The organism is Paenibacillus sp. OAE614 (assembly GCF_040546645.1).
GTDB lineage: Bacteria > Bacillota > Bacilli > Paenibacillales > Paenibacillaceae > Paenibacillus_AQ > Paenibacillus_AQ favisporus.
On the sequence record NZ_JBEPOD010000001.1, the window covers coordinates 7,097,751 to 7,118,148 of the forward strand.

21 protein-coding genes and 1 pseudogene are annotated in these 20,398 nt (G+C 55.1%); 13 read left to right on the forward strand and 9 right to left on the reverse strand.

Annotation, left to right across the window (positions count from 1 at the left end; genetic code table 11):
• The first annotated feature begins 232 nt into the window (after positions 1–232).
• The gene (locus ABIE48_RS32500; protein WP_192716823.1) at positions 233–880 is read left to right on the forward strand and encodes a FusB/FusC family EF-G-binding protein; all 648 of its coding nucleotides are present in this window, start codon (positions 233–235) and stop codon (positions 878–880) included.
• 117 nt (positions 881–997) lie between these two features.
• Here the strand turns inward: ABIE48_RS32500 and ABIE48_RS32505 are convergent, their stop codons facing one another.
• Complete coding sequence (locus ABIE48_RS32505) at positions 998–1,537, reverse strand: NAD(P)H-dependent oxidoreductase (protein WP_192716822.1); 540 nt, start codon at positions 1,535–1,537, stop codon at positions 998–1,000.
• 262 nt (positions 1,538–1,799) lie between these two features.
• Between ABIE48_RS32505 and ABIE48_RS32510 the strand changes: the two genes are divergently transcribed.
• Entirely contained in the window at positions 1,800–2,177 is a 378-nt protein-coding gene (locus ABIE48_RS32510) for a winged helix-turn-helix transcriptional regulator (protein WP_145027770.1), read from the forward strand.
• A gap of 39 nt (positions 2,178–2,216) precedes the next feature.
• Here the strand turns inward: ABIE48_RS32510 and ABIE48_RS32515 are convergent, their stop codons facing one another.
• The 3 genes from ABIE48_RS32515 to ABIE48_RS32525 form a co-directional block, all read right to left on the reverse strand.
• On the reverse strand, positions 2,217–3,110 hold the full coding sequence (locus ABIE48_RS32515; RefSeq protein ID WP_397342502.1) for a helix-turn-helix domain-containing protein: 894 nt from the start codon (positions 3,108–3,110) through the stop codon (positions 2,217–2,219).
• A 254-nt stretch (positions 3,111–3,364) separates the two neighbouring features.
• Positions 3,365–4,528 carry a winged helix DNA-binding domain-containing protein gene (locus ABIE48_RS32520; protein WP_354520425.1) on the reverse strand — a complete coding sequence of 388 codons (1,164 nt, stop codon included), beginning with the start codon at positions 4,526–4,528 and terminating at the stop codon, positions 3,365–3,367.
• Between the two features lie 99 nt (positions 4,529–4,627).
• Positions 4,628–4,954, reverse strand: coding sequence for a hypothetical protein (locus ABIE48_RS32525; protein WP_145027772.1), 327 nt, complete (start codon positions 4,952–4,954; stop codon positions 4,628–4,630).
• 431 nt (positions 4,955–5,385) lie between these two features.
• On the opposite strand from ABIE48_RS32525, the gene ABIE48_RS32530 reads away from it, so the two are divergent.
• Positions 5,386–5,799, forward strand: coding sequence for a MerR family transcriptional regulator (locus ABIE48_RS32530; protein WP_192716821.1), 414 nt, complete (start codon positions 5,386–5,388; stop codon positions 5,797–5,799).
• 631 nt (positions 5,800–6,430) lie between these two features.
• On the opposite strand, the gene tpx is transcribed toward ABIE48_RS32530, so the two are convergent.
• Together tpx and ABIE48_RS32540 are read right to left on the reverse strand one after the other, a co-directional pair.
• The gene (tpx, locus tag ABIE48_RS32535; RefSeq protein ID WP_145027776.1) at positions 6,431–6,952 is read right to left on the reverse strand and encodes a thiol peroxidase; all 522 of its coding nucleotides are present in this window, start codon (positions 6,950–6,952) and stop codon (positions 6,431–6,433) included.
• A gap of 114 nt (positions 6,953–7,066) precedes the next feature.
• Positions 7,067–7,585 (reverse strand): annotated as a pseudogene (locus ABIE48_RS32540) (DinB family protein); the annotation flags it as partial.
• A 579-nt stretch (positions 7,586–8,164) separates the two neighbouring features.
• Between ABIE48_RS32540 and ABIE48_RS32545 the strand changes: the two are divergent.
• On the forward strand, positions 8,165–8,623 hold the full coding sequence (locus ABIE48_RS32545) for an SRPBCC family protein (protein ID WP_145027780.1): 459 nt from the start codon (positions 8,165–8,167) through the stop codon (positions 8,621–8,623).
• 159 nt (positions 8,624–8,782) lie between these two features.
• Positions 8,783–9,904, forward strand: a complete 1,122-nt coding sequence (locus ABIE48_RS32550) for a DNA alkylation repair protein (protein ID WP_192716819.1) — start codon at positions 8,783–8,785, stop codon at positions 9,902–9,904.
• Positions 9,905–10,016: 112 nt separating this feature from the next.
• Here ABIE48_RS32550 and ABIE48_RS32555 read toward each other — a convergent pair whose 3' ends face one another.
• On the reverse strand, positions 10,017–11,081 hold the full coding sequence (locus ABIE48_RS32555; protein WP_145027784.1) for a bifunctional transcriptional activator/DNA repair enzyme AdaA: 1,065 nt from the start codon (positions 11,079–11,081) through the stop codon (positions 10,017–10,019).
• A 272-nt stretch (positions 11,082–11,353) separates the two neighbouring features.
• Here ABIE48_RS32555 and rlmN point away from each other — a divergent pair, with 272 nt between their 5' ends.
• On the forward strand, positions 11,354–12,451 hold the full coding sequence (rlmN, locus tag ABIE48_RS32560; RefSeq protein WP_192716818.1) for a dual-specificity RNA methyltransferase RlmN: 1,098 nt from the start codon (positions 11,354–11,356) through the stop codon (positions 12,449–12,451).
• A gap of 128 nt (positions 12,452–12,579) precedes the next feature.
• Here rlmN and ABIE48_RS32565 read toward each other — a convergent pair whose 3' ends face one another.
• Positions 12,580–12,945: a DUF423 domain-containing protein gene (locus ABIE48_RS32565; RefSeq protein ID WP_105445472.1), complete on the reverse strand. Its 366-nt coding sequence runs from the start codon at positions 12,943–12,945 to the stop codon at positions 12,580–12,582.
• A gap of 72 nt (positions 12,946–13,017) precedes the next feature.
• Positions 13,018–13,647, reverse strand: coding sequence for a hypothetical protein (locus tag ABIE48_RS32570; protein WP_260869496.1), 630 nt, complete (start codon positions 13,645–13,647; stop codon positions 13,018–13,020).
• Between the two features lie 418 nt (positions 13,648–14,065).
• Between ABIE48_RS32570 and ABIE48_RS32575 the strand changes: the two genes are divergently transcribed.
• The 7 genes from ABIE48_RS32575 to ABIE48_RS32605 all read left to right on the forward strand — a co-directional run bounded on the left by ABIE48_RS32575 (position 14,066) and on the right by ABIE48_RS32605 (position 20,390).
• Positions 14,066–15,040: an AAA family ATPase gene (locus ABIE48_RS32575; RefSeq protein ID WP_192716817.1), complete on the forward strand. Its 975-nt coding sequence runs from the start codon at positions 14,066–14,068 to the stop codon at positions 15,038–15,040.
• Between the two features lie 5 nt (positions 15,041–15,045).
• Positions 15,046–16,137, forward strand: coding sequence for a DUF58 domain-containing protein (locus ABIE48_RS32580; RefSeq protein ID WP_260869497.1), 1,092 nt, complete (start codon positions 15,046–15,048; stop codon positions 16,135–16,137).
• Positions 16,134–17,411, forward strand: coding sequence for a DUF4129 domain-containing protein (locus tag ABIE48_RS32585; RefSeq protein ID WP_192716816.1), 1,278 nt, complete (start codon positions 16,134–16,136; stop codon positions 17,409–17,411). Before ABIE48_RS32580 ends, ABIE48_RS32585 begins: the two co-directional genes overlap by 4 nt.
• 206 nt (positions 17,412–17,617) lie before the next feature.
• Complete coding sequence (hxlA, locus tag ABIE48_RS32590; protein WP_192716815.1) at positions 17,618–18,250, forward strand: 3-hexulose-6-phosphate synthase; 633 nt, start codon at positions 17,618–17,620, stop codon at positions 18,248–18,250.
• A gap of 1 nt (position 18,251) precedes the next feature.
• Entirely contained in the window at positions 18,252–18,818 is a 567-nt protein-coding gene (gene hxlB / locus ABIE48_RS32595) for a 6-phospho-3-hexuloisomerase (protein ID WP_192716814.1), read from the forward strand.
• Positions 18,819–18,946: 128 nt separating this feature from the next.
• Positions 18,947–19,309 (forward strand): winged helix-turn-helix transcriptional regulator, encoded by a 363-nt coding sequence (locus ABIE48_RS32600; protein WP_192716813.1) that lies wholly within the window; start codon positions 18,947–18,949, stop codon positions 19,307–19,309.
• A 205-nt stretch (positions 19,310–19,514) separates the two neighbouring features.
• Positions 19,515–20,390 carry a diguanylate cyclase domain-containing protein gene (locus ABIE48_RS32605; RefSeq protein WP_192716812.1) on the forward strand — a complete coding sequence of 292 codons (876 nt, stop codon included), beginning with the start codon at positions 19,515–19,517 and terminating at the stop codon, positions 20,388–20,390.
• Positions 20,391–20,398 lie beyond the last annotated feature (8 nt).

Consider the following 20,398-nt stretch of genomic DNA (forward strand, 5'->3'; position numbering starts at 1 on the left):
ACATGAGAATTTATAATGTCGATGTATGTGCAGAAGTTCGAAAGGGGAATCCATAAGTGGCAGTTGTTTGCTTGTAGCCGGCAAAAGTGCAAAAATTTCGTGAGTTCGTTCACGGGATACGTATGCCCTTTTGACCTAATACAAGGAACTTCTCGCATCGTATTTTTTTCGATACCGGCGGAGTGCCTTATTTGAGGTACTCCGTTTTTTGGTGAAATGAGGAGGAAAACACATGCTAACGCCATTTATGGAAAACCACGAGTATAATTTGATCAAGCGCCTGGTGGGGCGCCTCGAATATAACATCAAGACCACAGCCGACCAGAAAGTCATATCCGCGATCCGGCACACGACTTGGACCCGGGTCATAGAGATGTTCCCTGCTGCGACGGAGGAGCAGAAGCGGTTCTTCGACCGGATTCCGACGCTAAACCGTGCCGAGGAATTCCAGGCTTATTTGAGCGAGCTGGAGCAATACGTTACGGCCTTTCCGCAGGTAACGGAACAGCAGCTGAAGAAGCTTTATCCCAAAGTTAAAAAGCTGAAGCTCCCACCGCTGGCCGAGCTCGATTTCCGCTTCCTGACCTATATCGGCTGGACCGATATTTCAACGAATAAACTGTTCATCGTCTACAACCTGGACGGGAAAATGACAGGCATTGAGGGCCGGTTCACCCCGACGAACAGGAAGGGAGTCTGCTGCCTCTGCAACAAGCATGAAGAGGTGGCCTTCGTGACCGCGCAGACGAAAGCCAAAGGTTCGGCACTGGATCATTTCGGGCGGGTCGGAAATTATATGTGCATCGACAGTGCCAAGTGCAACCAGAATATTACCGATGTGTCTCAACTGGAACGGTTTATGAAGGATGTCTTGAACTAACATGCTGACCATGCGTAAAATGCAGAAGAACCCGGGTTGATCCCGGGAGAATAAACAGCGGGCAGGCCGAGGGGCCTTGCCCGTTTTTATTTTCCCTTTGAGCTATCAGGAGACGGTTTAGTGAATCAGCACAGGCGAAGGCGTCTGGATATACTCGACGTACCGGATGCCTTCCGCCTTCAGTTGCTCTTGACTGGCCCGGTTGGCATCGTACACCACGAACGGGGGAAGGAAGGTGCCGTGGCAGTGGGCAATCGTAAGGTGGATCGGTTTTAACAGCTCGCTGATCGTAAACCAGTTGTCTCCTCCGGCCTGAAATGACTTAACTGTGCCGCCCGCGGTAGTGACGACGATGAATTCTTTGCCCTTTAAATGCTCGCCTCCGGGGCCGTAAGCCCAGCCGGGAGTCAGTACATCGTCAAACCATTTTTTGAGTAGGGGCGGTGAGCTGTACCAATAAAAAGGGAACTGGAGAACAATCCGGTCGTAAGCAAGCAGCAGCTGCTTCTCCCGGTCCGTATCGATCTGCCAATCCGGATATTCCTGATACAGATCGCGGACGTGGATATTGGTATGCTTCGGCAGCGCTTCGAGAAGCGCATGGTTCGCTCTGGACTTGGACAGATCCGGGTGGGATACAATGACCATGGTTTTCATTTCAAATCATCCTTTCGGGCGGTATGCGTTATGAATGTTGCACCTCTAGTATGGTTCAGGGCCGATACTCTTGAAAAGTACGCAGTTTTAACAGACTAAGTCTTGCAAACCGTACTCTTGATCAGGACAGCGTATTGCCGAGTAGTACGAAAAATCATACTATGTACGATTTAAAAGAGTACTGTCACCATTCCGTGTACTCTGGTACAATGGCAGCAAAGACAGCACTGCCGCTTCGGTGGGAAAGGGGAGGGCTAGCAAGATGAGTAAGGACCACGGGACGGGAAACACGGGAGGAATCATCACGACGCTGCAGGCGATCGGAGGCAAGTGGAAGCCGCTCATTTTGTTTATACTGCTGCACCAGGGGACGAAACGGTTCGGGGAGCTGCGCAGACAACTTCCCCATATTACACAGGGCATGCTGACCAACCAATTGCGTGAGCTTGAGCAGGATGGATTGATCCACCGGAAGGTATATCAGGAGGTTCCTCCCAAGGTAGAATACTCCTTGACGGAACATGGGGAGTCGCTGAGATCCGTGCTCCACGATATGTGCAGCTGGGGTTTTGAGCATATGGAATTCAAGGCGAATGCCGCCAAGGAGGATACCGCCTCCGAAGCGGACGGAAATATGTAAGGGAGGGCCTGAGGGCCCTCCCTTACTGTATATTGGATGTCACTCTTCAAATGTCAGGTTAGACGGCTCGTCCCGGAGCTCGTAGACGATCTCCAAATTCGTGGTGGGCACGCTCTCGTCGACCTCTTCAAACCGGAAGCTGTCCACCCATACCTGCCCCGGCCCCATCAGCAGCACCCCGAGCGAAATCGTTGCAGCATTGTCCGGGACATCAAGCACGATGGCGTAGTGGTTCCAATGCGTGTCGCCGACAATTCGGCGGTTGTTCATATTGTCAAACCGCAGCACGTCTTCGGCTTGATTATCAACCCGCATCCACAGTCCGCAGAACTCGGTAACCCCTTCCGTCCGAACGAAGCCGGAGAAGCGCATTCTGCGTTTCAGGTACCGATCGGCTTTAAATTGCTGCATCATCGTGGCGAACACGTTCGGGCCTTCCGGGGTGACGGCTTTCAAATAACCCGAGGCGTTCCCTTGATGGACGTTGTGACGGTCCAGGCCGATTTCATACTGATGCGGGTGGCTGCCGCTCAGCATCCAGCCTTTTACCATCGATTCCTCAATCATGTTCTTTTCTCCTCCTTGAGCGGCATGGGCCTGGGTATGAAGACTGAACATCTTCCGGTATCGCCCTGGCGGCATGCCGTACATTTTTTTAAAGGCGCGGGTAAACGCCTCCTGGCTCTCAAAATGGCACTGCAGCGAAATGCCGATGATCGGCTCCTCCGAGTACAGGAGCATCCGCGAGGCGAGACACAGCCGGCGGCTTCGCAAATATTCCGCGATGCTCAGCCCGGTCTCCCTGCGAAACAGACGGTGAAAATGGAACGGCGAGAATCCGGCTTCCGCCGCGATCTGCTCAAGTGTCAGCGGCTCGTGAAGCTGTTCCTCCATGAACCGGATGCTGTGTTGAATCCGATTTGAATACACCAGCGTGCCCCTCCTTTGATATCAGCATAGCAGATGGGAGAGGGTGCGTTTTGACCGTTCTTGCTAACATGCGAAAAAGCCCGGGATGGGCAGGCCATTCGGGCTGGAATATGGGAGGCGTGGGAATCGTCGGCTGCGAACGGGAAAGTTGCGGGGCGGTGTCCACGTGGTGAATAAATTCGGACAAATTAAGGGCCGTCGCGCTCCCCTTTGTTCAAAGAAGACACACCACGGCAGCCACTAGCTAGGCTTCGTTGTTAGAGCTCGGAAAGATTGAAGTGGACTTCCCGGTTTGGGCAATCCGCTGCGGCGAAATCCAGCAGGCGGCGGCCCTCGTTGGCCAATGCCTCCTGATCGGCGTCCGAGATAGGCTCAAACAGCTTGATCACGAGCTCGGCAGATTGCTTGTTCCGCTCCAGGATCCACATGCCGCAAACGAAGCCGTCGACGAGCACCGCTGCCCGGATGATGCCGTTCACCGTAAAGATGCGGCGGCGGTAGCGCTCATCCATAATCCGGGAGCGGTCGGCGAAGGAGAGAAGCATGTTATCGAATTCGCCGAGGAGGCGCGGAGGTGCGGGTGTATCCTCCGCCGGCAGGGGGGCGTCCGCCAGGTCGTACAGCAGGACGCCCTTTTCATCCAGGAAGGTCCGGAGACGCGGCCCGAGCCGGCGGATGACGTCGCTCAGCCGTGTCAATCCGGACCAGACCTGGATGTCCTTGACCGAGGCCGGACCGAAGGCGGCCAGGTAACGCAGGACCAGCTCCTCGAGTCCGGAGCTGGAAGCTTCCGCGGGCGGGCTGCCCAGCCACGCCTCCGCGGTGGTGTGCAGGGCCTGGCCGCTGGCGCCCCACAGGCCCCTTGGGGGCACCTGCACGAGCGGCACGAGCGTGCGTACCGTGTTGGCGAGCGCGGCCGGGCTGCGGTCCGGCCAGCGCTCCTGCAGGCGGGCGCCGAGCTCGCCATAGGCCAGCGGGGCCTCCTCCACGAGGGCCCGCCCGGCTGCGGCGACCGCGCCGGTATCCAGGCCGGCGAGCTCCTTGCCGTAGCCTCCCTTCAGGCCGCGGTCCAACGCAGGCTGAATGACCGGGCGCAGCGCAAGAGCGTCCTCGGCCGTCACGAGGTGGATCGTCGACCGCATGATCGCGATGCGCACGGCCTGACGCGTTTCAATCAGCCGGGACAGCTCCTCGTGCCGAAAACCGGCCAGCCTGGCCCACAGGCCGTAATACGGCGGAATCGGAGCTTGGGCCTGCATGCCGGCCAGATGCCGCAGCGCGTCAAGCACCGGCATCTCTGTCCGGCGCAGCAGGAGCTGCCGTTCGAGCAGGGCCCGGTTCAAGGCTCGGCGGCTGAGCACCTTGGGAACATTTTTCGTAAAAAGGGATGTATCGGTTGGCTTGGGCATCGGCTCGGTCACGACGGCAGCGCCTCCTTAAGGTTCATGGTCTATACGTTCTTATATCCTCAGTATAGCCATCAACGCTGACAACAATATGTCAGGGTTTGGAGAGTACGGTCAAAGGAATTTGTGATCCTCGTCCCGTGGATCGCTGTGGGTTTTCGGGACGGAAGCCAAAATACGGAGCATGGTGGAAATCCAATAGTGCAGCAGGCCGGGTACCGAGAGAAGCAGAATCAGCAGCGGTCGGGCCGATATGCTTCTATGATTCAGATAGAACAGCAATAGGCAGGACACCAGAACATACCATACAAGCGGCAGTACTCCAGGCCGCAGCTTCCAATAAGCTGCAACTAACCTGGAAACGGCTTGCAGAAGCAGCGAGTAGCACAAAATCGAAACAGAGTTCAGGAACAGCATGACCGTGACGATATCCTGAAACAAGGGAAACTCTTGCTCCGGACCGTACCATGGCCAGAAGGCAAGTAGGCCGAAAGCGCACAAGGCCAGAGACAAGCCTATCCACAATACATAACAAACCCTAAAAATATAAATCCCTCCCGATTTAGGAAATGGGGCAGGGAATGAGCGCAATATCCAATTATTGGTACCCTTGGGACAGATGTCTCCACATTAACACGCTATTGGGGAGTGATGCAAAAGGCAGTGGAGTTTAACTCCAGCGTTCCTTTAAAGCTGGTATATTGCCGATAAACCTGAAATCACGCAATGAACAAAAGGACTTGTAGTATATCGCAGTGCAGTGGGTGGGGCGCTCTCTGCGTAGACAACGATGCGGTATAATGGGGAAATAGTGGAAAAGGGGATCCTATATAATTGGGGAATTTGTTTACTACATTGAAAGGGGCGATATCTTGAAAATAGGCCAGCTATCCAAAGCGACCGGTGCAAGCACTCGTTCGATCAGATATTACGAAAAGAAAAATCTGTTGACAGCAAAACGTATGGATAATGATTATCGTGAATTCGACGAATCTGATGTTAAACGGATCAAAACGATACAGATTTATTTAGACATCGGTCTGTCGACGAGGGAAATTAATGGAATATTGAATTGTCATGAGAATTATGATGCTTACGACAGCGATGATTTCTGTGAGGAATTGCTCGGTGCCTATGAGGAAAAACATGCAGAAATCTTACAGCAAATTCAATCGCTGACTGTAGCACAACAGAAATTGGAACAGCGTATTGAACAAATGAGACGCCAGAGAACATTGAGAGGAACAGTGAGCAACTCAGCCGAGCAATCAAACCAATCTTCATGAACAAAAAGGTTTAAGGAAGGGCCGATTTACAATATGGATAAACGGCTTGCATGTATAAGATAGATGAATGAACGATAGATATGAAGCACATAAAAATGTACCGGCTGCATTCGTGTTCAGGCTTTAATTTATTTAGCAAAAAGAACAGCGGGGAAGCCGGGCTTCTCCGCTATTCTTTTTATATCAAAGTATAAACTTCAGAGCCATTGCTTCCTGATATTGCAAGAAAAATTACCTTTAAAACGCGGTCTGTCTTCTTTGAAGGTACGTCGATAGACGTTTTTCTTATAATATCAGAAAGTATAAACTTCAGAGCCGTTGCCTCCTGATATTGCAAGAAAAATTACCTTTAAACGCGGTCTGTCTTCTTTGAAGGTACGTCGATAGACGTTTTTCTTATAATATCAGAAAGTATAAACTTCAGAGCCGTTGCCTCCTGATATTGCAAGAAAAATTACCTTTAAACGCGGTCTGTCTTCTTTGAAGGTACGTCGATAGACGTTTTCTTATAATATCAAAGTATAAACTTCAGAGCCATTGCTCCCTGATATTGCAAGAAAAATTACCTTTAAAACGCGGTCTGTCTTCTTTGAAGGTACGTCGATAGACGTTTTTCTTATGGAAGTTGTAATTAAACGAGCGCTTTAACGGCAGCAACTGCATTTTCGTAGTTAGGGTGCTCTGTCATTTCGCTTACATACTCAACGTATTGAACGGTATTGTCAGCATCGATTACAAAGACGGATCTCATCAACAATTGAATTTCCTTAATGAGAACGCCGTATGATTGGCCAAAGTTGCGGTCTTTATAATCGGATAAGATGATTACATTGTCAATGCCTTCAGCACGGCTCCAACGGGATTGTGCAAAAGGAAGATCCACGCTGACGGTCAGGACAACCACGTTATCGCCAAGCTTTGCGGCTTCCTCGTCAAAACGCCGGGTTTGAGCGTCGCATACACCTGTATGGTCCAGGGAAGGAACGACACTGATTAGTTTGACTTTCCCGGCATAATCAGCCAAGGATGCTTGCTCTATCAAATTTTTGCTAACTTTGAAGTCAGGGGCTTTGTCGCCGACCTTCAGTTCAGGTCCTACTAAAGTAAGCGGGTTGCCTTGCGCTGTTGCTACACCGGTACGCTCTTGTGCCATTGTATACGTGCCTCCTTATTGTTCAATGGATATAGTTGGTATTTAACTAAGATTAGTAGTAGGATGCTCTGTCATTTCGCCCAAATATTCGAGCTTAAGCTTTAGGCACCTGCATTCCGATCTCTCTGCTGCCCGCTCTTCGCGACTAGGGCCGTAAACGCCAGGTACCACCAATCCAGCTTGACGCATGAGCACGAACATTTGTCCACGATGATGGGCCTGGTGCTGGATCAGCAAACGCAGCACTGCAGAAATAGGTAGCACTATCGTGCCCCACATATTCCGGGTTTTGCTTAACGTCGCATCGTTCCATTGCGTCTGCAGCGCATCTAGCATCGCACGGCTCGTCCGATCATAGGCCTCTGTGATTGAAGCCGCCGATGTTGGCTGATCGCTATCTTTTCCTTGATCTTGGAATTCCAGCCAATTTCCTTCCGCTTGGAATTCCAGCCCCGCTGCGGACAAAAAGTAATGAACCGATAGTGTTATATGCCACGCCAGTTTCCCCAAAGTGAAATGATCTGGAGCCACTTGTTGCTGAAGAGACTCGTTCGTCAGGACTTGGAGGACCTTCTGTGTGAGGTCAGCTTCCATTTTCCACTCATCGATAAACTGATGCAAACTAGTAAACATGTGCTAATCACCCTGCTTTTCGTTGAATTTGGAAACTTATTATACTTCGAACGAAGGTCCGCTTAATCGCTTTTGATTGCCGATGCACCAACACCCTTGCCCATGAGCTTCTCCATGACAGCCTCGCTTTCGGCAGAGGCCGCATAGCTGATCACAACATCCGCACTCCGTGATCGGCAAACGCTTATACCGTAGCGGTGCCATGGTCGCGTGAGCCGCCAGTATGAGGATGACTTTGCCTTTCAATGTTTGTTCATTTGGATATCTCATCTCCTTTCTCCTTTATCTTAAAAGGTTGACACAGTGTCAAAGTCAATGCATACTTTCGTATTTTTCTGAGGTCTGGCAAATGCGCGCCCCTGGCTTTGACGCTGCAGGGCGAATCATCGCAATAGGATGCTCCTAGCTGAGGCTTGTAACGGGTTTGTACCAGTTATTTACAAGGCCGGGTGAAGGCTCTACAATGAGGGCAACAACATGTTAGCGGGTTAACATCTACCTGGCTGATTCGTAGCAATGGTTGCTCGATCGGCCGGGCCAGGCCAGGCAACTATTTTTACATTGCGAGGAGCGGTGACAATGAGCAAATCAACAAGCAAGCTGGCGGTACCCATTGCGGATGATGCAGCGAAGCCCGTGGGATTGACCGCCGCTGCCGGGTTTCAGGTCGGCGTCCGGAGAACGTTTCCGGTATCACGGGAGGCGGCGTGGTCGCTGCTGACTTCCCCACAGGGTATGATGGTATGGCTTGGGAAACTTCCGGCCCTTGAATTCAAGCCGGGAACGACGTATACGTCCAAGGAAGGAAACCACGGCGAGATTCGGGTCGTCAAACCCGGGGAGCAAATCCGCTTGACCTGGCAGCGGCCCGGCTGGCCCCATCCTTCCACGGTCCAGATCCGCTTGCTAGAGGCCAAGACCGGAACGACGATCAGCTTCCATCAGGAAAAGCTGACGGATATCCAGCAGCGTGAGCAGATGAAGGCATATTGGGAGGAGGCGGCGGACCACATCCGGCAGCAGCTGGCTGCGGACTGATCGAAGGCATGGCCTCAACGAATTGATCATTGAGTAAAACTCCGCCACTTGAATCGCTTGATTGAATCGAAGGAGCCGTAAGGCCGGTAAGACGACTTGGAGAGTTGATTTCCTCCTCCGCTGCGGCTTACTATAATAACTTCAGGAGGAGGTCTGCTGATGGCTGAGCTGAAGGCAGTATACAATGAGGAATTTTTGCGCGGATTCGGGGCGAAGGTTCATACGGCCCACGCCGCGTTTGATACAGATAAGTTTGTCAAAGATGTCATGGACGACACATGGCAGGAACTTGAACTGAAAGCCCGTATGCGGCGGATCAGCGAAAAGCTGGGCGATCACTTGCCCGCCCGATATGAAGAGGCGCTCGAGGTGCTCTTCGCGATCGACGAGCACTGTGCGGGGTTTCCGTACCTGTTCTTTCCCGATTTCGTGGAAGTGTTCGGGCAGGCGCCGGAGCACTGGGACCTTTCAATGAAGGCCCTCGAGCGCTTCACGTCCAAATCGTCGGCGGAGTTTGCCGTCAGGCCTTTTCTGCTGCGGGACCCGGAACGGATGATGCGCCAGATGACGGCTTGGGCGCAGCATCCGGACGAGCATGTCCGGCGTCTGGCCAGCGAAGGCAGCCGGCCGCGGCTGCCGTGGGGACAGGCCCTGCCGATGTTCAAGAAGGATCCGGCGCCGGTGCTGCCCGTGCTGGAGCTGCTGAAGCAGGACCCGTCGCTCTATGTCCGCAAGAGCGTCGCCAACAACCTGAACGACATCGCGAAGGACCATTCTGACGTGGTGCTGGAGACGGCGCGGCGCTGGAAAGGTACGCATCCGCATACCGATTGGATTATCCGTCACGGCTGCCGGACCTTGATCAAGAAGTCCCATCCGGAAGCGATGGCTCTGTTTGGCTATGCGGAGTCATCCGCGGAGGAACCGCTGGCGTCCGCCGCTTCGCTGACGGTAGAGCCGTCCGAAGTAGCGGTCGGGGGCAGCACAGAGCTTCACTACGAGATCCGCGTGCGGGACGGGCAGCCGGCCCATATCCGGGTGGAATACGGGATCGACTTTGTCAAAGCCCGCGGCAAAATATCGCGCAAAGCGTTTTTGCTGTCGGATAAGACCGTACCCGGAGGCTCCCGCCTGTCGGGGACGCGAACCCATTCCTGGGCCGATCTGACGACGCGCCGACATTATCCGGGCGAGCACCGGATCGTGCTGCTCGTCAACGGCCGGGAGGCGGCCTCCGCCAGCCTCGTGCTTACGGACAGCGGAGGGGAGCAGCAGGCATAGGCGAAGCATGCGAAGACAAACCAAACAGGAGTACCCGTGCGGTCGTTGGACCTCAAGGGGACTCCTGTTTTTCGTTATCGGCATACTTTAATCTAGCAGGGGACGCTCCGAATCAGTGCGGCCGCTGGTTTGAAAGAAACTGCTTCTCGTGCTGAAGCAGCCAGCTTTTACGCGTCAGTCCACCGCCGTAACCGCCCAAGTCGCCGCTCGCATTGATGACGCGGTGACAGGGGATGACAAGGGCGAGCTGATTGGCGCCGTTGGCCTGGGCCACGGCCCGGAAGGCCTTCGGTTTGCCGAGAGCCCCGGCCAGCCCGGAGTAGGAACGGGTCTCACCCGGCGGAATTTGCACCAGCTGCGCCCAGACCGACTTCTGGAACGGAGAGCCGATCAGATGCAGCGGTGTGGTGAATACGGACAGCCCCCCTTCAAAATAAGCCGTCAGCTCCTGCTCGATGGAGCGTATAGGAGCGGTGACGCCCGGGATGATCGCCGATTTCGTCCGCTGGCGCAGCCGCTCTACTTCGCGCTCGAGGCCCCGTCGGTCCACAAACTCCAGCAGATACAGCGCCTCCTCGTCGGCGATCGCGACCATCGGACCGAGGCGCGTATCGATCCATGCCGCGCGCAGGATGAAGCTGTCTGCGGATTTCGCCGGAGCCGCCCCCATGATGCGGGAGAAGGCGTCCCGGAATCCGCTTCCGGATTCATACCCGCTCGACAGCTGGGCGTCGATCACTGCCTGGCCGGACCGGATCTGCTTGAATGCCAGCCCCATGCGGCGGGCGCGGGCATACTCCACAAAGGTCATGCCAAACCGTTTTTTGAACTGCCTCCGCGCCGTCGAGGCGTCGATGTCGAGCTCATCAAAATCCTGTTCCTTCCACCGTTTTTCCGGATGGGTCTCGACGGCCTCGACCAGCTTCTGGACGACCGGCGAAACGTGATTCGGATGGGACAGCGGACGGCAGCGCTGGCAGGGCCGGAAAGAAGCGAGCAGCGCCTCCTGTGCGGTCTCGTAAAATTCACAGTTTTCATATTTGGGCTTTCTGGCCGGGCACGTCGGGCGGCAGAACACTCCCGTCGTTTTGACCCCGACATAGAAAATCCCCTCGTACTCCGACTTTTTATCGAGCAGCGCCTGATAATACTCCATTTTATGTTCAGCCGTAATCATGACCGGCCTCCTTTTTTCATCATCCTTTACTCTTATTATAGACCAGCCCTGCAGATCTCCGCCGCCGAAAATCGGGCACTGATTTTTAAATCATCGTTCTTTTTCAACTGGACGCCGTAATGGCGGAGCCAGCAGCCCCCATCCGTGGCTAAATTCCCGCTGCATCCCTTGTTTTAACAAAAAAAATTTGGGACAATAATAGACAGATTGCCTGCCGGATCTGGTAAAGTAGAATTAAATGCATTTTAAAGCTTTTGAAAAGAGGAAAAACGATGAACAAACCATCCATCTATGGATTAACGTTCGATCAGCTGTCTGCATGGCTGCTTGAATATGGACATAAACCATTCCGCGCTTCTCAGGTGTGGGACTATCTATATGTACAACGGGTCACCGATTTTGCCGATATGACGGATGCCAATCCGGACTGCGTAAAGCTGCTTGCGGAGCATTACGTTATCCAGACGCTCGAAGAGCATGTAAAGCAGGAGTCGGCCGACGGGACGGTCAAGTTTCTGTTCCGATTGCAGGACGGCAACCTGATCGAGACGGTGCTGATGCGCCATAAGTTCGGCCTTTCCGTCTGCGTGACGACCCAGGTCGGCTGCAATATCGGCTGCAGCTTCTGCGCGAGCGGACTGCTGAAGAAAAGCCGGGACCTGTCCGCCGGGGAAGTTGTGGAGCAGCTCATGAAGGTGCAGCTGTTCCTGGACCAGAACAAGCCGGGCGACCTCGTCAGCCATATTGTCGTAATGGGCATCGGGGAGCCGTTTGATAATTTCGAGAACATGGTCGACTTCATCAATGTGGTCAAGGACCGCAAAGGGCTGGCGATTGCCGGGCGCCATATTACCGTATCGACCAGCGGACTGGCTCCGAAGATCATGGAATTTGCCGACCGCGATTTGAAGGTGAACCTGGCCATTTCGCTGCATGCGCCGAACAATGAGCTCAGAACCCGGATTATGAAGATTAACAAGGCTTATCCGATTGAGGAGGTCTTGGGGGCCATGGATTATTATCTGGCGAAAACGAAGCGCAGAGTGACGCTCGAGTATATTTTGCTCAAGGACGTCAATGACGGCAGGGAACACGCGGCTGAATTGTCGGAGCTGATCGGTGACCGCAGACAGCTGGTCAACGTCAACCTGATCCCGTACAATCCGGTCGATGAGCACAGCCAGTATCAGAGAAGCGCGCAGGAGTCGATCCTGGCTTTCTATGACACGCTCAAGAAGAACCGGGTCAGCGTCAGTGTCCGGCTGGAGCATGGAACCGATATTGACGCGGCCTGCGGACAGCTGCGCAGCAAGCAAATCCGTAAGGAAAACGGCAGAGGTGCGGGCCAGGCCAGCGCGGTAAACGGTTGAGGCCGGCATCCTGTTTTCAGGGGATTCCCCCATTTTTTTAAACATGCATAACACGAAAAAGCCTGCAGATCTGCAGGCTTTTGTCATGCCTAGGGGCATTTATACGAAACATCCCTATCCTCGACCGGTTAGCCAGCCACAGCCACGATGAATACGACCCATCCCGCCAAAAAGGCCACTCCGCCGATCGGCGTAATCGCCCCCAGCTTGCGGATGCCGGTCACGCTCAGCGCGTACAGGCTTCCCGAGAATAACAGAATTCCCGCAAACAGCAGCCATCCTGCGAGCTGGATGGTGCCCGCATGTGCGGCGGATGGGGCATAGAGGCCCATCAACAGCAGGCCAAGTCCGTGAGCCAAATGATATTGGACTCCCGTCTGATAGGTTTTCTGCCGATTATCGTCGAGTCTTTCCTTCAGGGCGTGCGCCCCGAATGCACCGATGGCCACGGCCAAAAACATCATGATTCCGCCTAGAATGAGCAGCGTGTTCACATCAATCACCTCTAAGCGTCATCATACGTTCTGGCGCGGCGGCCGTCAACGACTTGGATTTGATCTGTTTTCTTAATAATGCCGGCGGATATGGTGACTCCGTTTTTTCTTCCTTACAAACTTGTTCGTGCCGCTAGCGCCAGGTCCGCCGCCGACCGAGTCCTGCTGTCTGGTGCAAGGGCTGTCGATGGTGGAATTGGTGCCGCTCGTGCTGTGTGTGCCGGAGCCGCTGGCAATTTGGGTGGCGGCAGCCTCCTCGCTTCCCTCCGGCATTTGAACCCGCTGGTGATTCAGAACGAAGATGGCTTCCTTCTTCCGGCGGTGCGAGCGTTTCCGTTTACCGCGGCAGGCGTGGGCGGGCTCGCGGAGGATGCTGATGTTATCGGCGGTGCCTCCGGCTCCGACGCTGACCTGCTGGTCCGTATTCGGGGAACCGATGGCCGCGTTGCTTCCCGACGCGCTGCTGTGACCTGCGCCGCTGGCGATCTGCGTCGTATTCGGGGCGTTGGTGAATTGATCGTTAATGACAAATACGAACTTATCGAACCTGCGGAGCGGAACTTTGGTCGTCAGCCGTTTTTCGCCCCGGACGATGCTGACGATGAGCTTGCCCTGTGACCGTGAACGAGAGTGCCTCTTCAGTCGTCTTGCCATATGCCGGCGGGCATGACCGCAGCCGTGGCTTTTAAGATACCTCCTCATATCAACCATCCTTTGTCTGTGGTATGGTTTATCCTAGTGATGTTTGCCGGATCTTGTGAGGGACAACTGTCTCGTAGGGGCAAAAAATAGGGCGTTTTATATAGGATGAACTAAAGAAATGAATGTTTTAAGCCTCTATTAGACTGTTATAACAGGTAGATCAATGCAAGACGTTAATTCAATCGATTTAGCCGGATTTTACACCGGATAGGTGATTAATGCTTCTGTCGGTGATAAAATATAGCAAAACCGTCCGGTCATAGAGAACGGCCTGCCGGAAGATCTGTAGCTGAACTGTTCCCGGCGTAAAGGTCCAGTCTGCCGGGGGTATCAAAGACACTTGTAAACGCTTTAATCATAAACCGTAGATTGCTTTGCCTAAAGCGCGGGCAGTCATACAGGAGAGGATGGGAATGCAATGCAGGTGAATCAAGTTCGCGAGTTGGCTGTGAAACTGAAAGAGAATATCGGGAGAGTCATTGTCGGCAAAGAGGAAGAAGTGGAGCTGCTGCTAACGGCCTTGCTGGCGTCAGGACATGTGCTGCTGGAGGATGTGCCGGGGACCGGTAAAACGCTGCTTGCTAAAAGTTTGGCGGCGTCCCTGTCGCTCAGCTTTCAACGGATTCAGTTTACCCCCGATCTGCTGCCGTCGGATTTGACGGGCATCCATTTCTACAACCAGAAGGACGGCGAGTTTCAGTTTCGCCCGGGTCCGCTGTTCTCGCGGATCGTGCTTGCGGATGAAATTAACCGGGCCACGCCCAGAACCCAGTCCAGCCTGCTGGAGTGTATGGAGGAGCGGCAGGTCAGCATTGATGGGCAGACGATGGCGCTGGAGCGGCCATTTATGGTGCTGGCCACCCAGAACCCGGTGGACAACCAGGGCACTTTTCCGCTGCCCGAGGCCCAGATGGACCGCTTTATGATCCGCATGAAGCTGGGGTACCCATCCGCAGCGGAAGGGAAGGAGATCTTGAAGCGGACGCAGGGACCGGCCGGCTTAACCGCAGAGCGGGCCGAGCGCACGGCAACAGCCGACGAGGTGCTCGAAGCCCAGCAGCTGTGCACGCAGGTGAACGTGAGCGAGGACTTGATGGGATACATCGTATCTCTGGCCGAAGCGACCCGCGTCCATGCGGAAGTGGCTCTTGGCATCAGCCCCCGTGGAACCCAGGCGCTGCTGCGCGCGGCGCAGGCTTATGCTGCGTTAAATGGACGGGAGTACGTACTCCCCGATGACATTAAGCATCTGCTGGTGCCGGTCTGCGCTCACAGACTGGTGCTTAAGAAGCGCTACGGCGGGCAGCATGAGGCCGCCCGGCGCATTCTGCTTGAGGTGCTGGATCACATCGCAGTTCCCAGTGAAGCGGGACTGGAAAGCGGCGTGAGATAATGGCGATGCTGTGGCTGCTTCTGGCCTGCGGCGGCGTGTTGGTGCTGCAGGGCCTGGTCCTGGGCAGGGGATCGCTGCGGAAACTGACGTACGAGCGCCATTTCAGCACGGAAACCTGTTACGTGGGGGACCGGATTGAAATGGTCGAGGTGATCGAAAACGGCAAAATGTTTCCGGTGCCCTGGCTGCGCCTGGAAGCGATGCTTCCCTCGTCCCTGATGTTTAAGCGCAGCCGGGAAACCTCGATCAGCGAGGGGAATATTTATCAGAATCATACGAGTTTATTTATGCTCCGTCCCCGGACCCGGATTACCCGGACGCATCAAATCCAGTGTACCCGCCGGGGAATCTATCGGATGGACTCGGCCACGATGACCGGCGGGGACCTGTTTGCGGTCTACACCCCGTCACGGCAAATTACGCTCAGCAAACGGCTTGTCGTTTACCCGGAGCTGCTGGGCGATGACCGGCTGCCTTCCTCCTGGAAGACCTGGCAGGGGGAGCTCGCGGTGCGGCGCTGGGTCGTTGAGGATCCATTCCTCATTACCGGAATCCGGGAATACGCCGCAGGAGATCCGATGAACCGGATTCACTGGAAAGCCACCGCCAGAACGGGCGAGCTTCAGGTGCACAAGCACGGCTATACCGCCGATCCGCGGGTCATGATCTGCCTGAACATCGAGGTGTCCGAGCAGATGTGGAACGTGGTGACCCGGCCGGAGATGGTCGAGGATGCGCTGTCCTATGCGGCCACCTGTGCGGCTTCGCTGATCCACCAGGGTATGGCCGCCGGTTTCACCCATAATGCGTCGGTTAATCCGGAGAGCCAGGCCATGCTCCGGCTCGATCCGGATTACGGCACGGCCCATTTGGAGAACGTTCTGGAGGCGATGGCCGGTGTGGATATGAAGACGCGGATGTCATTCCACGAAATGCTGCGTCTTGAAGCGGAGCGCGAGTCGGAAGAGACGGTCGACTATCTGCTCATAACGGCCCATCTGTCGGAAGCGGTCCGGGAGAGCATCCACGGACTCGAGAACAAAGGTCACCGCGTATCGGTTGCGGAATGGCCGGATGCGAGGGAGGCGGCGGTATGATACGTCAGCAAGCGCAAGCCCGTTACCGGGGAGCCGGGGAAGCATTATACTTCTCGCTGCTAGAGTCCGCCTCGCTGTACCCTGTGGCCGTGCTGCTTGCGGCATATGCGCTGCCGCTCCATCCGCTGCTCATCTGGCTGCTCGCGGGGGTTGTTCACGCTGCAGGCGTGCTGGCCGGCCGGGAGCAGTCCCGCAGCAGCGGGGGCGGCCGCCTGTGGACGCCGATCCCGCTGGCGGCCGCAGTCCTGCTGCCCCTGGCCGTGTTCGGGCTGCGGCTCGCCGCGGCGCTGGCCGCTGTGGCTCTGCTGGCGGCTGCCATCCGCGGGCTGATCGCCGGGCGCAAGCAGTGGTGGAAGACAGCGGTGCAGCGGCTGCCGCTGATCGGCCTTGGCGCCTCGCTTGTGCTCTACATTACGGCCGGCCAGGTCAGCGCTCTTCATCCGCACCGCACGTCGCTGTACGTGATGGCGATGATTACGCTGTTCGCCCTCCTGCTGCGCATGAACGGCGAGCGGGTCCGGGACGCCTCGCATGCCGAGCAGGCCGACCGTCAGCTGTTCGGCCGGATTCTGACAGCAAACCGCTCGATGACGTGGATCGTCATTGCCGTTATCGCCCTGCTCAGCGGATGGAAGGGCCTTGGTGCGATCTTCCTCTTCCTGCGGGACGGCCTCCGGTCTCTCCTCCAAGGCTTGGGAGGAGACGGACAGTCTGTGGAACAGCCTCCGCAAGCACCGGCCGATCCGATGATGCCCGATCTGTCCGGAATGGATCAGGGTCCGGTGCAGCACCCGATGTGGCTGAAAGTCATAGGCTATGTCGTCCTGGGCATTCTTTGCCTGGCTGCGCTTGTTTTGCTGGGGATGCTGCTTTATAAGCTGTTCCGACGCTGGCTTCCGGAGCGCATCCGAAGCTGGGTCCGGCGCCTCGCTTACCGGCTCGGGCTGCTGCGCCAGATCCGGCACATTTCCGAGGAGGCGGCGGACTTTGTGGATGAGGTCGAGCGAATCGACCGCGTTGCCGCGAAGCCCCGCCGATTCCGCCGCTTCCGCAAGGAGCAGGATATCAGCGGCAGCGACCCGCGTCAGGCTTACGAGAGCCTGATCCGCCGTGCGGTCAAGAAAGGATTCGCGTTCCGGGCGAGCCGGACGCCTGCGGAGAACGGCGCCGAGCTTGCGGCGGGAGAGAGCTTCACCGGCATGGCGCCGGAAGCGGTTCATACGCTCATCGAGCGGTATAATGCCGTGCGGTACGGCGGGAAAAAGGAGCAGTAGAAGCCCTGCTCCGGCCAGCATGATGCCGTACACTTTTGGTCGTGAAGGTCCCCTAAAGGGGGCCTTTTTTGTGCTCTTGGACTTCCAATAGTTACGCCGAGGTAACTTCATTACGATAAAGTGCCTACTTACGCAAGCGAAATAGAGCCACTACAATGGGGTTGTGGTTCACGAACCAAATCGATCATAAAGGAGACAAACGCACTATGGAACTTCAACTGGCACTTGATCTTGTCGATATTCCCGGAGCCAAGGAAATCGTAAACGAGGTTGCTGAATATATAGACATCTTGGAAATCGGAACGCCGATCGTCATCAATGAGGGGCTTCGGGCGGTGAAAGAACTGAAAAAAGCCTTCCCTTCCCTGCGCGTGCTGGCAGACCTGAAAATCATGGACGCCGGCGGATACGAAGTCATGAAGGCATCCGAGGCCGGGGCGAGCATTATTACTGTGCTCGGCGTCTCAGACGATTCCACCATCCGCGGGGCCGTGGAAGAAGCTAGAAAGCAAAACACAAAAGTCATGGTCGATATGATCAATGTGAAGGATATTGAACAGCGCGCCAAGGAAATTGACCAAATGGGCGTGGATTATATCTGCGTGCATTCAGGGTACGATCATCAGGCTGCAGGCATCAGCTCCTTTGAAGATCTGCTGACGATCAAACGGGTGGTGAACCGCGCCAAAACGGCCATTGCCGGCGGGATCAAGCTGAGTACGCTGCCTCAGGTGATTGCGGCCGGCCCGGATCTGGTTATTGTGGGCGGGGGAATCACCGGTCAGGATGACAAGCGGGCTGCGGCATCGCAGATGAAGCAGCTGGTCAGTCAGGTCTAAGATGAACACGGCCGATTATGCTCTCGAAATTACGAAGGAGCTGCAGCGATCGATTGCCCGCATCTCGGATGGAGAAGCGGACCAGTTGGCTGACATGATTCTTGAAGCCGGAAATGTATTTGTGGCCGGAGCCGGCAGGTCGGGCCTGATGGGCCGGGCGCTGGCCATGCGGTTAATGCATCTCGGAATTACCGCATATGTGGTCGGCGAAACGGTGACACCGGGAATCGGCCCGGGGGACCTGCTTGTCATCGGATCCGGTTCAGGCGAGACGCAAAGCTTGGTCACAATGGCCAAAAAAGCCAAGGATATCGGAGCAGCGGTCGTCACCGCAACCATTCACCCGGATTCCACGCTGGGCCGGTTGTCTGATCTCCCGGTCCGTCTCCCGGGCACGCCCAAGGAACAGCAGGCAGCAGGCAACGGGGAAAAGGCGACTATTCAGCCGATGGGATCGCTGTTTGAGCAAACCTTGATCATTTTGTACGATGCCGTCGTTCTCCGCTTGATGGAGCAGCGGGATCAAGATTCCTCCCAGATGTTCGGCAGACACGCCAACCTGGAGTAAAGCTTCACCTGAAAAAGATACCAATCCAAACAGGAGCCATCCCGGAGGTCGCAGACCGAGGGATGGTTCTTTTTTGCATCAAGCGAAAAAGCGAATCGTGTAGTATCCTATAAGAAGGAGGTGGCAGCGTGGCAACGGAAATTAAAGACCGTATCAATTTAAAAGAAATCAATTGCGCGAAGGAACTGACCCTTGCCGTGATCAGCGGCAAATGGAAGTTGATTATATTGTGGCATCTGGGGCTTGAGGGGACGAAGCGGTTTGGCGAGCTGAAGAAGCTGATCCCCAATGTGACCCAAAAAATGCTGACCAACCAGCTTCGGGAGCTGGAAGACGATCAGCTGATTTCACGGAAGGTATATCCGGAGGTCCCTCCCCGGGTGGAGTATTCGCTGACCGAATACGGCCGCTCGCTGATGCCGGTGCTGAAGATGATGTACGACTGGGGCAGTCATTATGGGGACCGGGTCATTTGGAAGGACGATCTTTAACAGGTCTGCATTCTCTTCATCGGAATGATTTTTTCATGTACTTAAAAAAATATGAAGTTCAATCCCTCGCAGAGTCCCAAGGCAGCTGAGTAAAAAGCCGCCGCTTTGCGGGGGTATTTTTTTGTGACATCGCCTGTAAATGGGGTAATAATTAGAAATTGATTCCAATTCTGGCTGCTGCAGCTGCTGTAAAGGAAGGATGCCGATGAAAGACCAAACGCCGACACGACGCATTGAAGCAGGCTATCTCATCCTTGTGTTTGTCATCATGATTCAGGAGCTGCTTATTTTTATCAAGGTATATGCAGATCAAGTTTATACCACTCAGGAGCTGCTGTTCAGTCTGGGGACATTGGCTGCGCTGCTGATCGGCTTCTTTATGCCGGTCGGCGTCACGGCGGTGGCCGTCTTCTTTTATCTTGTGAGTTATTTTGTGTGGCTGAACACTTATGCACATGTGGATATCTTATCTTTCTCCTGGCTGCTGCTCGTTCCCGCCAACATGATTCTGGCCTCCGTGATTCATTCCGGGTTGATCCGCAACCGGAGACTGATCGAGCGGCTGGAGGATTTGAAGGACATGAGCCCGCAGCTGGACCTCGATACGTCCCTCGGGAACAAGCTGTCCCTGGAGGATGCCGTCATCAAACACTCCAATCTCGCCAAGCGTTATCCGCAGCGTTACGACTTCTGTATGGCGATGTTTAAAATCGAATTTTTGCCGCTCGTCAAAGAGTCGCTCGGTTCCAGACGGTACGCCCGGCTGCTGCTCGAGTTATCGCACACGATCCAGAAGCAGATCCGCTACGAGGATTATAAATTTTTCATCGACCAAGGGCGCTTTGTGGTCTTGTATCCGATGACGAATCAGGAGCATTTGCAGCAGCTCACTGCCCGGATTAAGCAGGCTATGATGAATGTTGAAGCCGTCGACCGGAGCGGGAGCCCGCTGAAGCTCGTCGTCCGCACGGGGGCGCTCGTGTTCCAGCCGGAGCAGTTCAGCGAATATGAACATATCGATGCGGTCATTGCCGCATTGGAGCGCAATACGGAGACCGATCTGATCGGTGAGTATGTATAAGGAGAAAG

Excerpts from the sequence above, each read along its gene's own strand:
- ABIE48_RS32505 (WP_192716822.1), bottom strand. The coding sequence starts at position 1,537 with ATGAAAACCATGGTCATTGTATCCCACCCGGATCTGTCCAAGTCCAGA.
- ABIE48_RS32545 (WP_145027780.1), top strand. The coding sequence starts at position 8,165 with ATGAGCAAATCAACAAGCAAGCTGGCGGTACCCATTGCGGATGATGCA.
- ABIE48_RS32585 (WP_192716816.1), top strand. The coding sequence starts at position 16,134 with ATGATACGTCAGCAAGCGCAAGCCCGTTACCGGGGAGCCGGGGAAGCA.
- ABIE48_RS32570 (WP_260869496.1), bottom strand. The coding sequence starts at position 13,647 with ATGAGGAGGTATCTTAAAAGCCACGGCTGCGGTCATGCCCGCCGGCAT.
- hxlB (WP_192716814.1), top strand. The coding sequence starts at position 18,252 with ATGAACACGGCCGATTATGCTCTCGAAATTACGAAGGAGCTGCAGCGA.
- tpx (WP_145027776.1), bottom strand. The coding sequence starts at position 6,952 with ATGGCACAAGAGCGTACCGGTGTAGCAACAGCGCAAGGCAACCCGCTT.
- ABIE48_RS32510 (WP_145027770.1), top strand. The coding sequence starts at position 1,800 with ATGAGTAAGGACCACGGGACGGGAAACACGGGAGGAATCATCACGACG.
- ABIE48_RS32555 (WP_145027784.1), bottom strand. The coding sequence starts at position 11,081 with ATGATTACGGCTGAACATAAAATGGAGTATTATCAGGCGCTGCTCGAT.
- ABIE48_RS32550 (WP_192716819.1), top strand. The coding sequence starts at position 8,783 with ATGGCTGAGCTGAAGGCAGTATACAATGAGGAATTTTTGCGCGGATTC.
- ABIE48_RS32575 (WP_192716817.1), top strand. The coding sequence starts at position 14,066 with ATGCAGGTGAATCAAGTTCGCGAGTTGGCTGTGAAACTGAAAGAGAAT.
- ABIE48_RS32500 (WP_192716823.1), top strand. The coding sequence starts at position 233 with ATGCTAACGCCATTTATGGAAAACCACGAGTATAATTTGATCAAGCGC.
- hxlA (WP_192716815.1), top strand. The coding sequence starts at position 17,618 with ATGGAACTTCAACTGGCACTTGATCTTGTCGATATTCCCGGAGCCAAG.
- rlmN (WP_192716818.1), top strand. The coding sequence starts at position 11,354 with ATGAACAAACCATCCATCTATGGATTAACGTTCGATCAGCTGTCTGCA.
- ABIE48_RS32605 (WP_192716812.1), top strand. The coding sequence starts at position 19,515 with ATGAAAGACCAAACGCCGACACGACGCATTGAAGCAGGCTATCTCATC.
- ABIE48_RS32580 (WP_260869497.1), top strand. The coding sequence starts at position 15,046 with ATGCTGTGGCTGCTTCTGGCCTGCGGCGGCGTGTTGGTGCTGCAGGGC.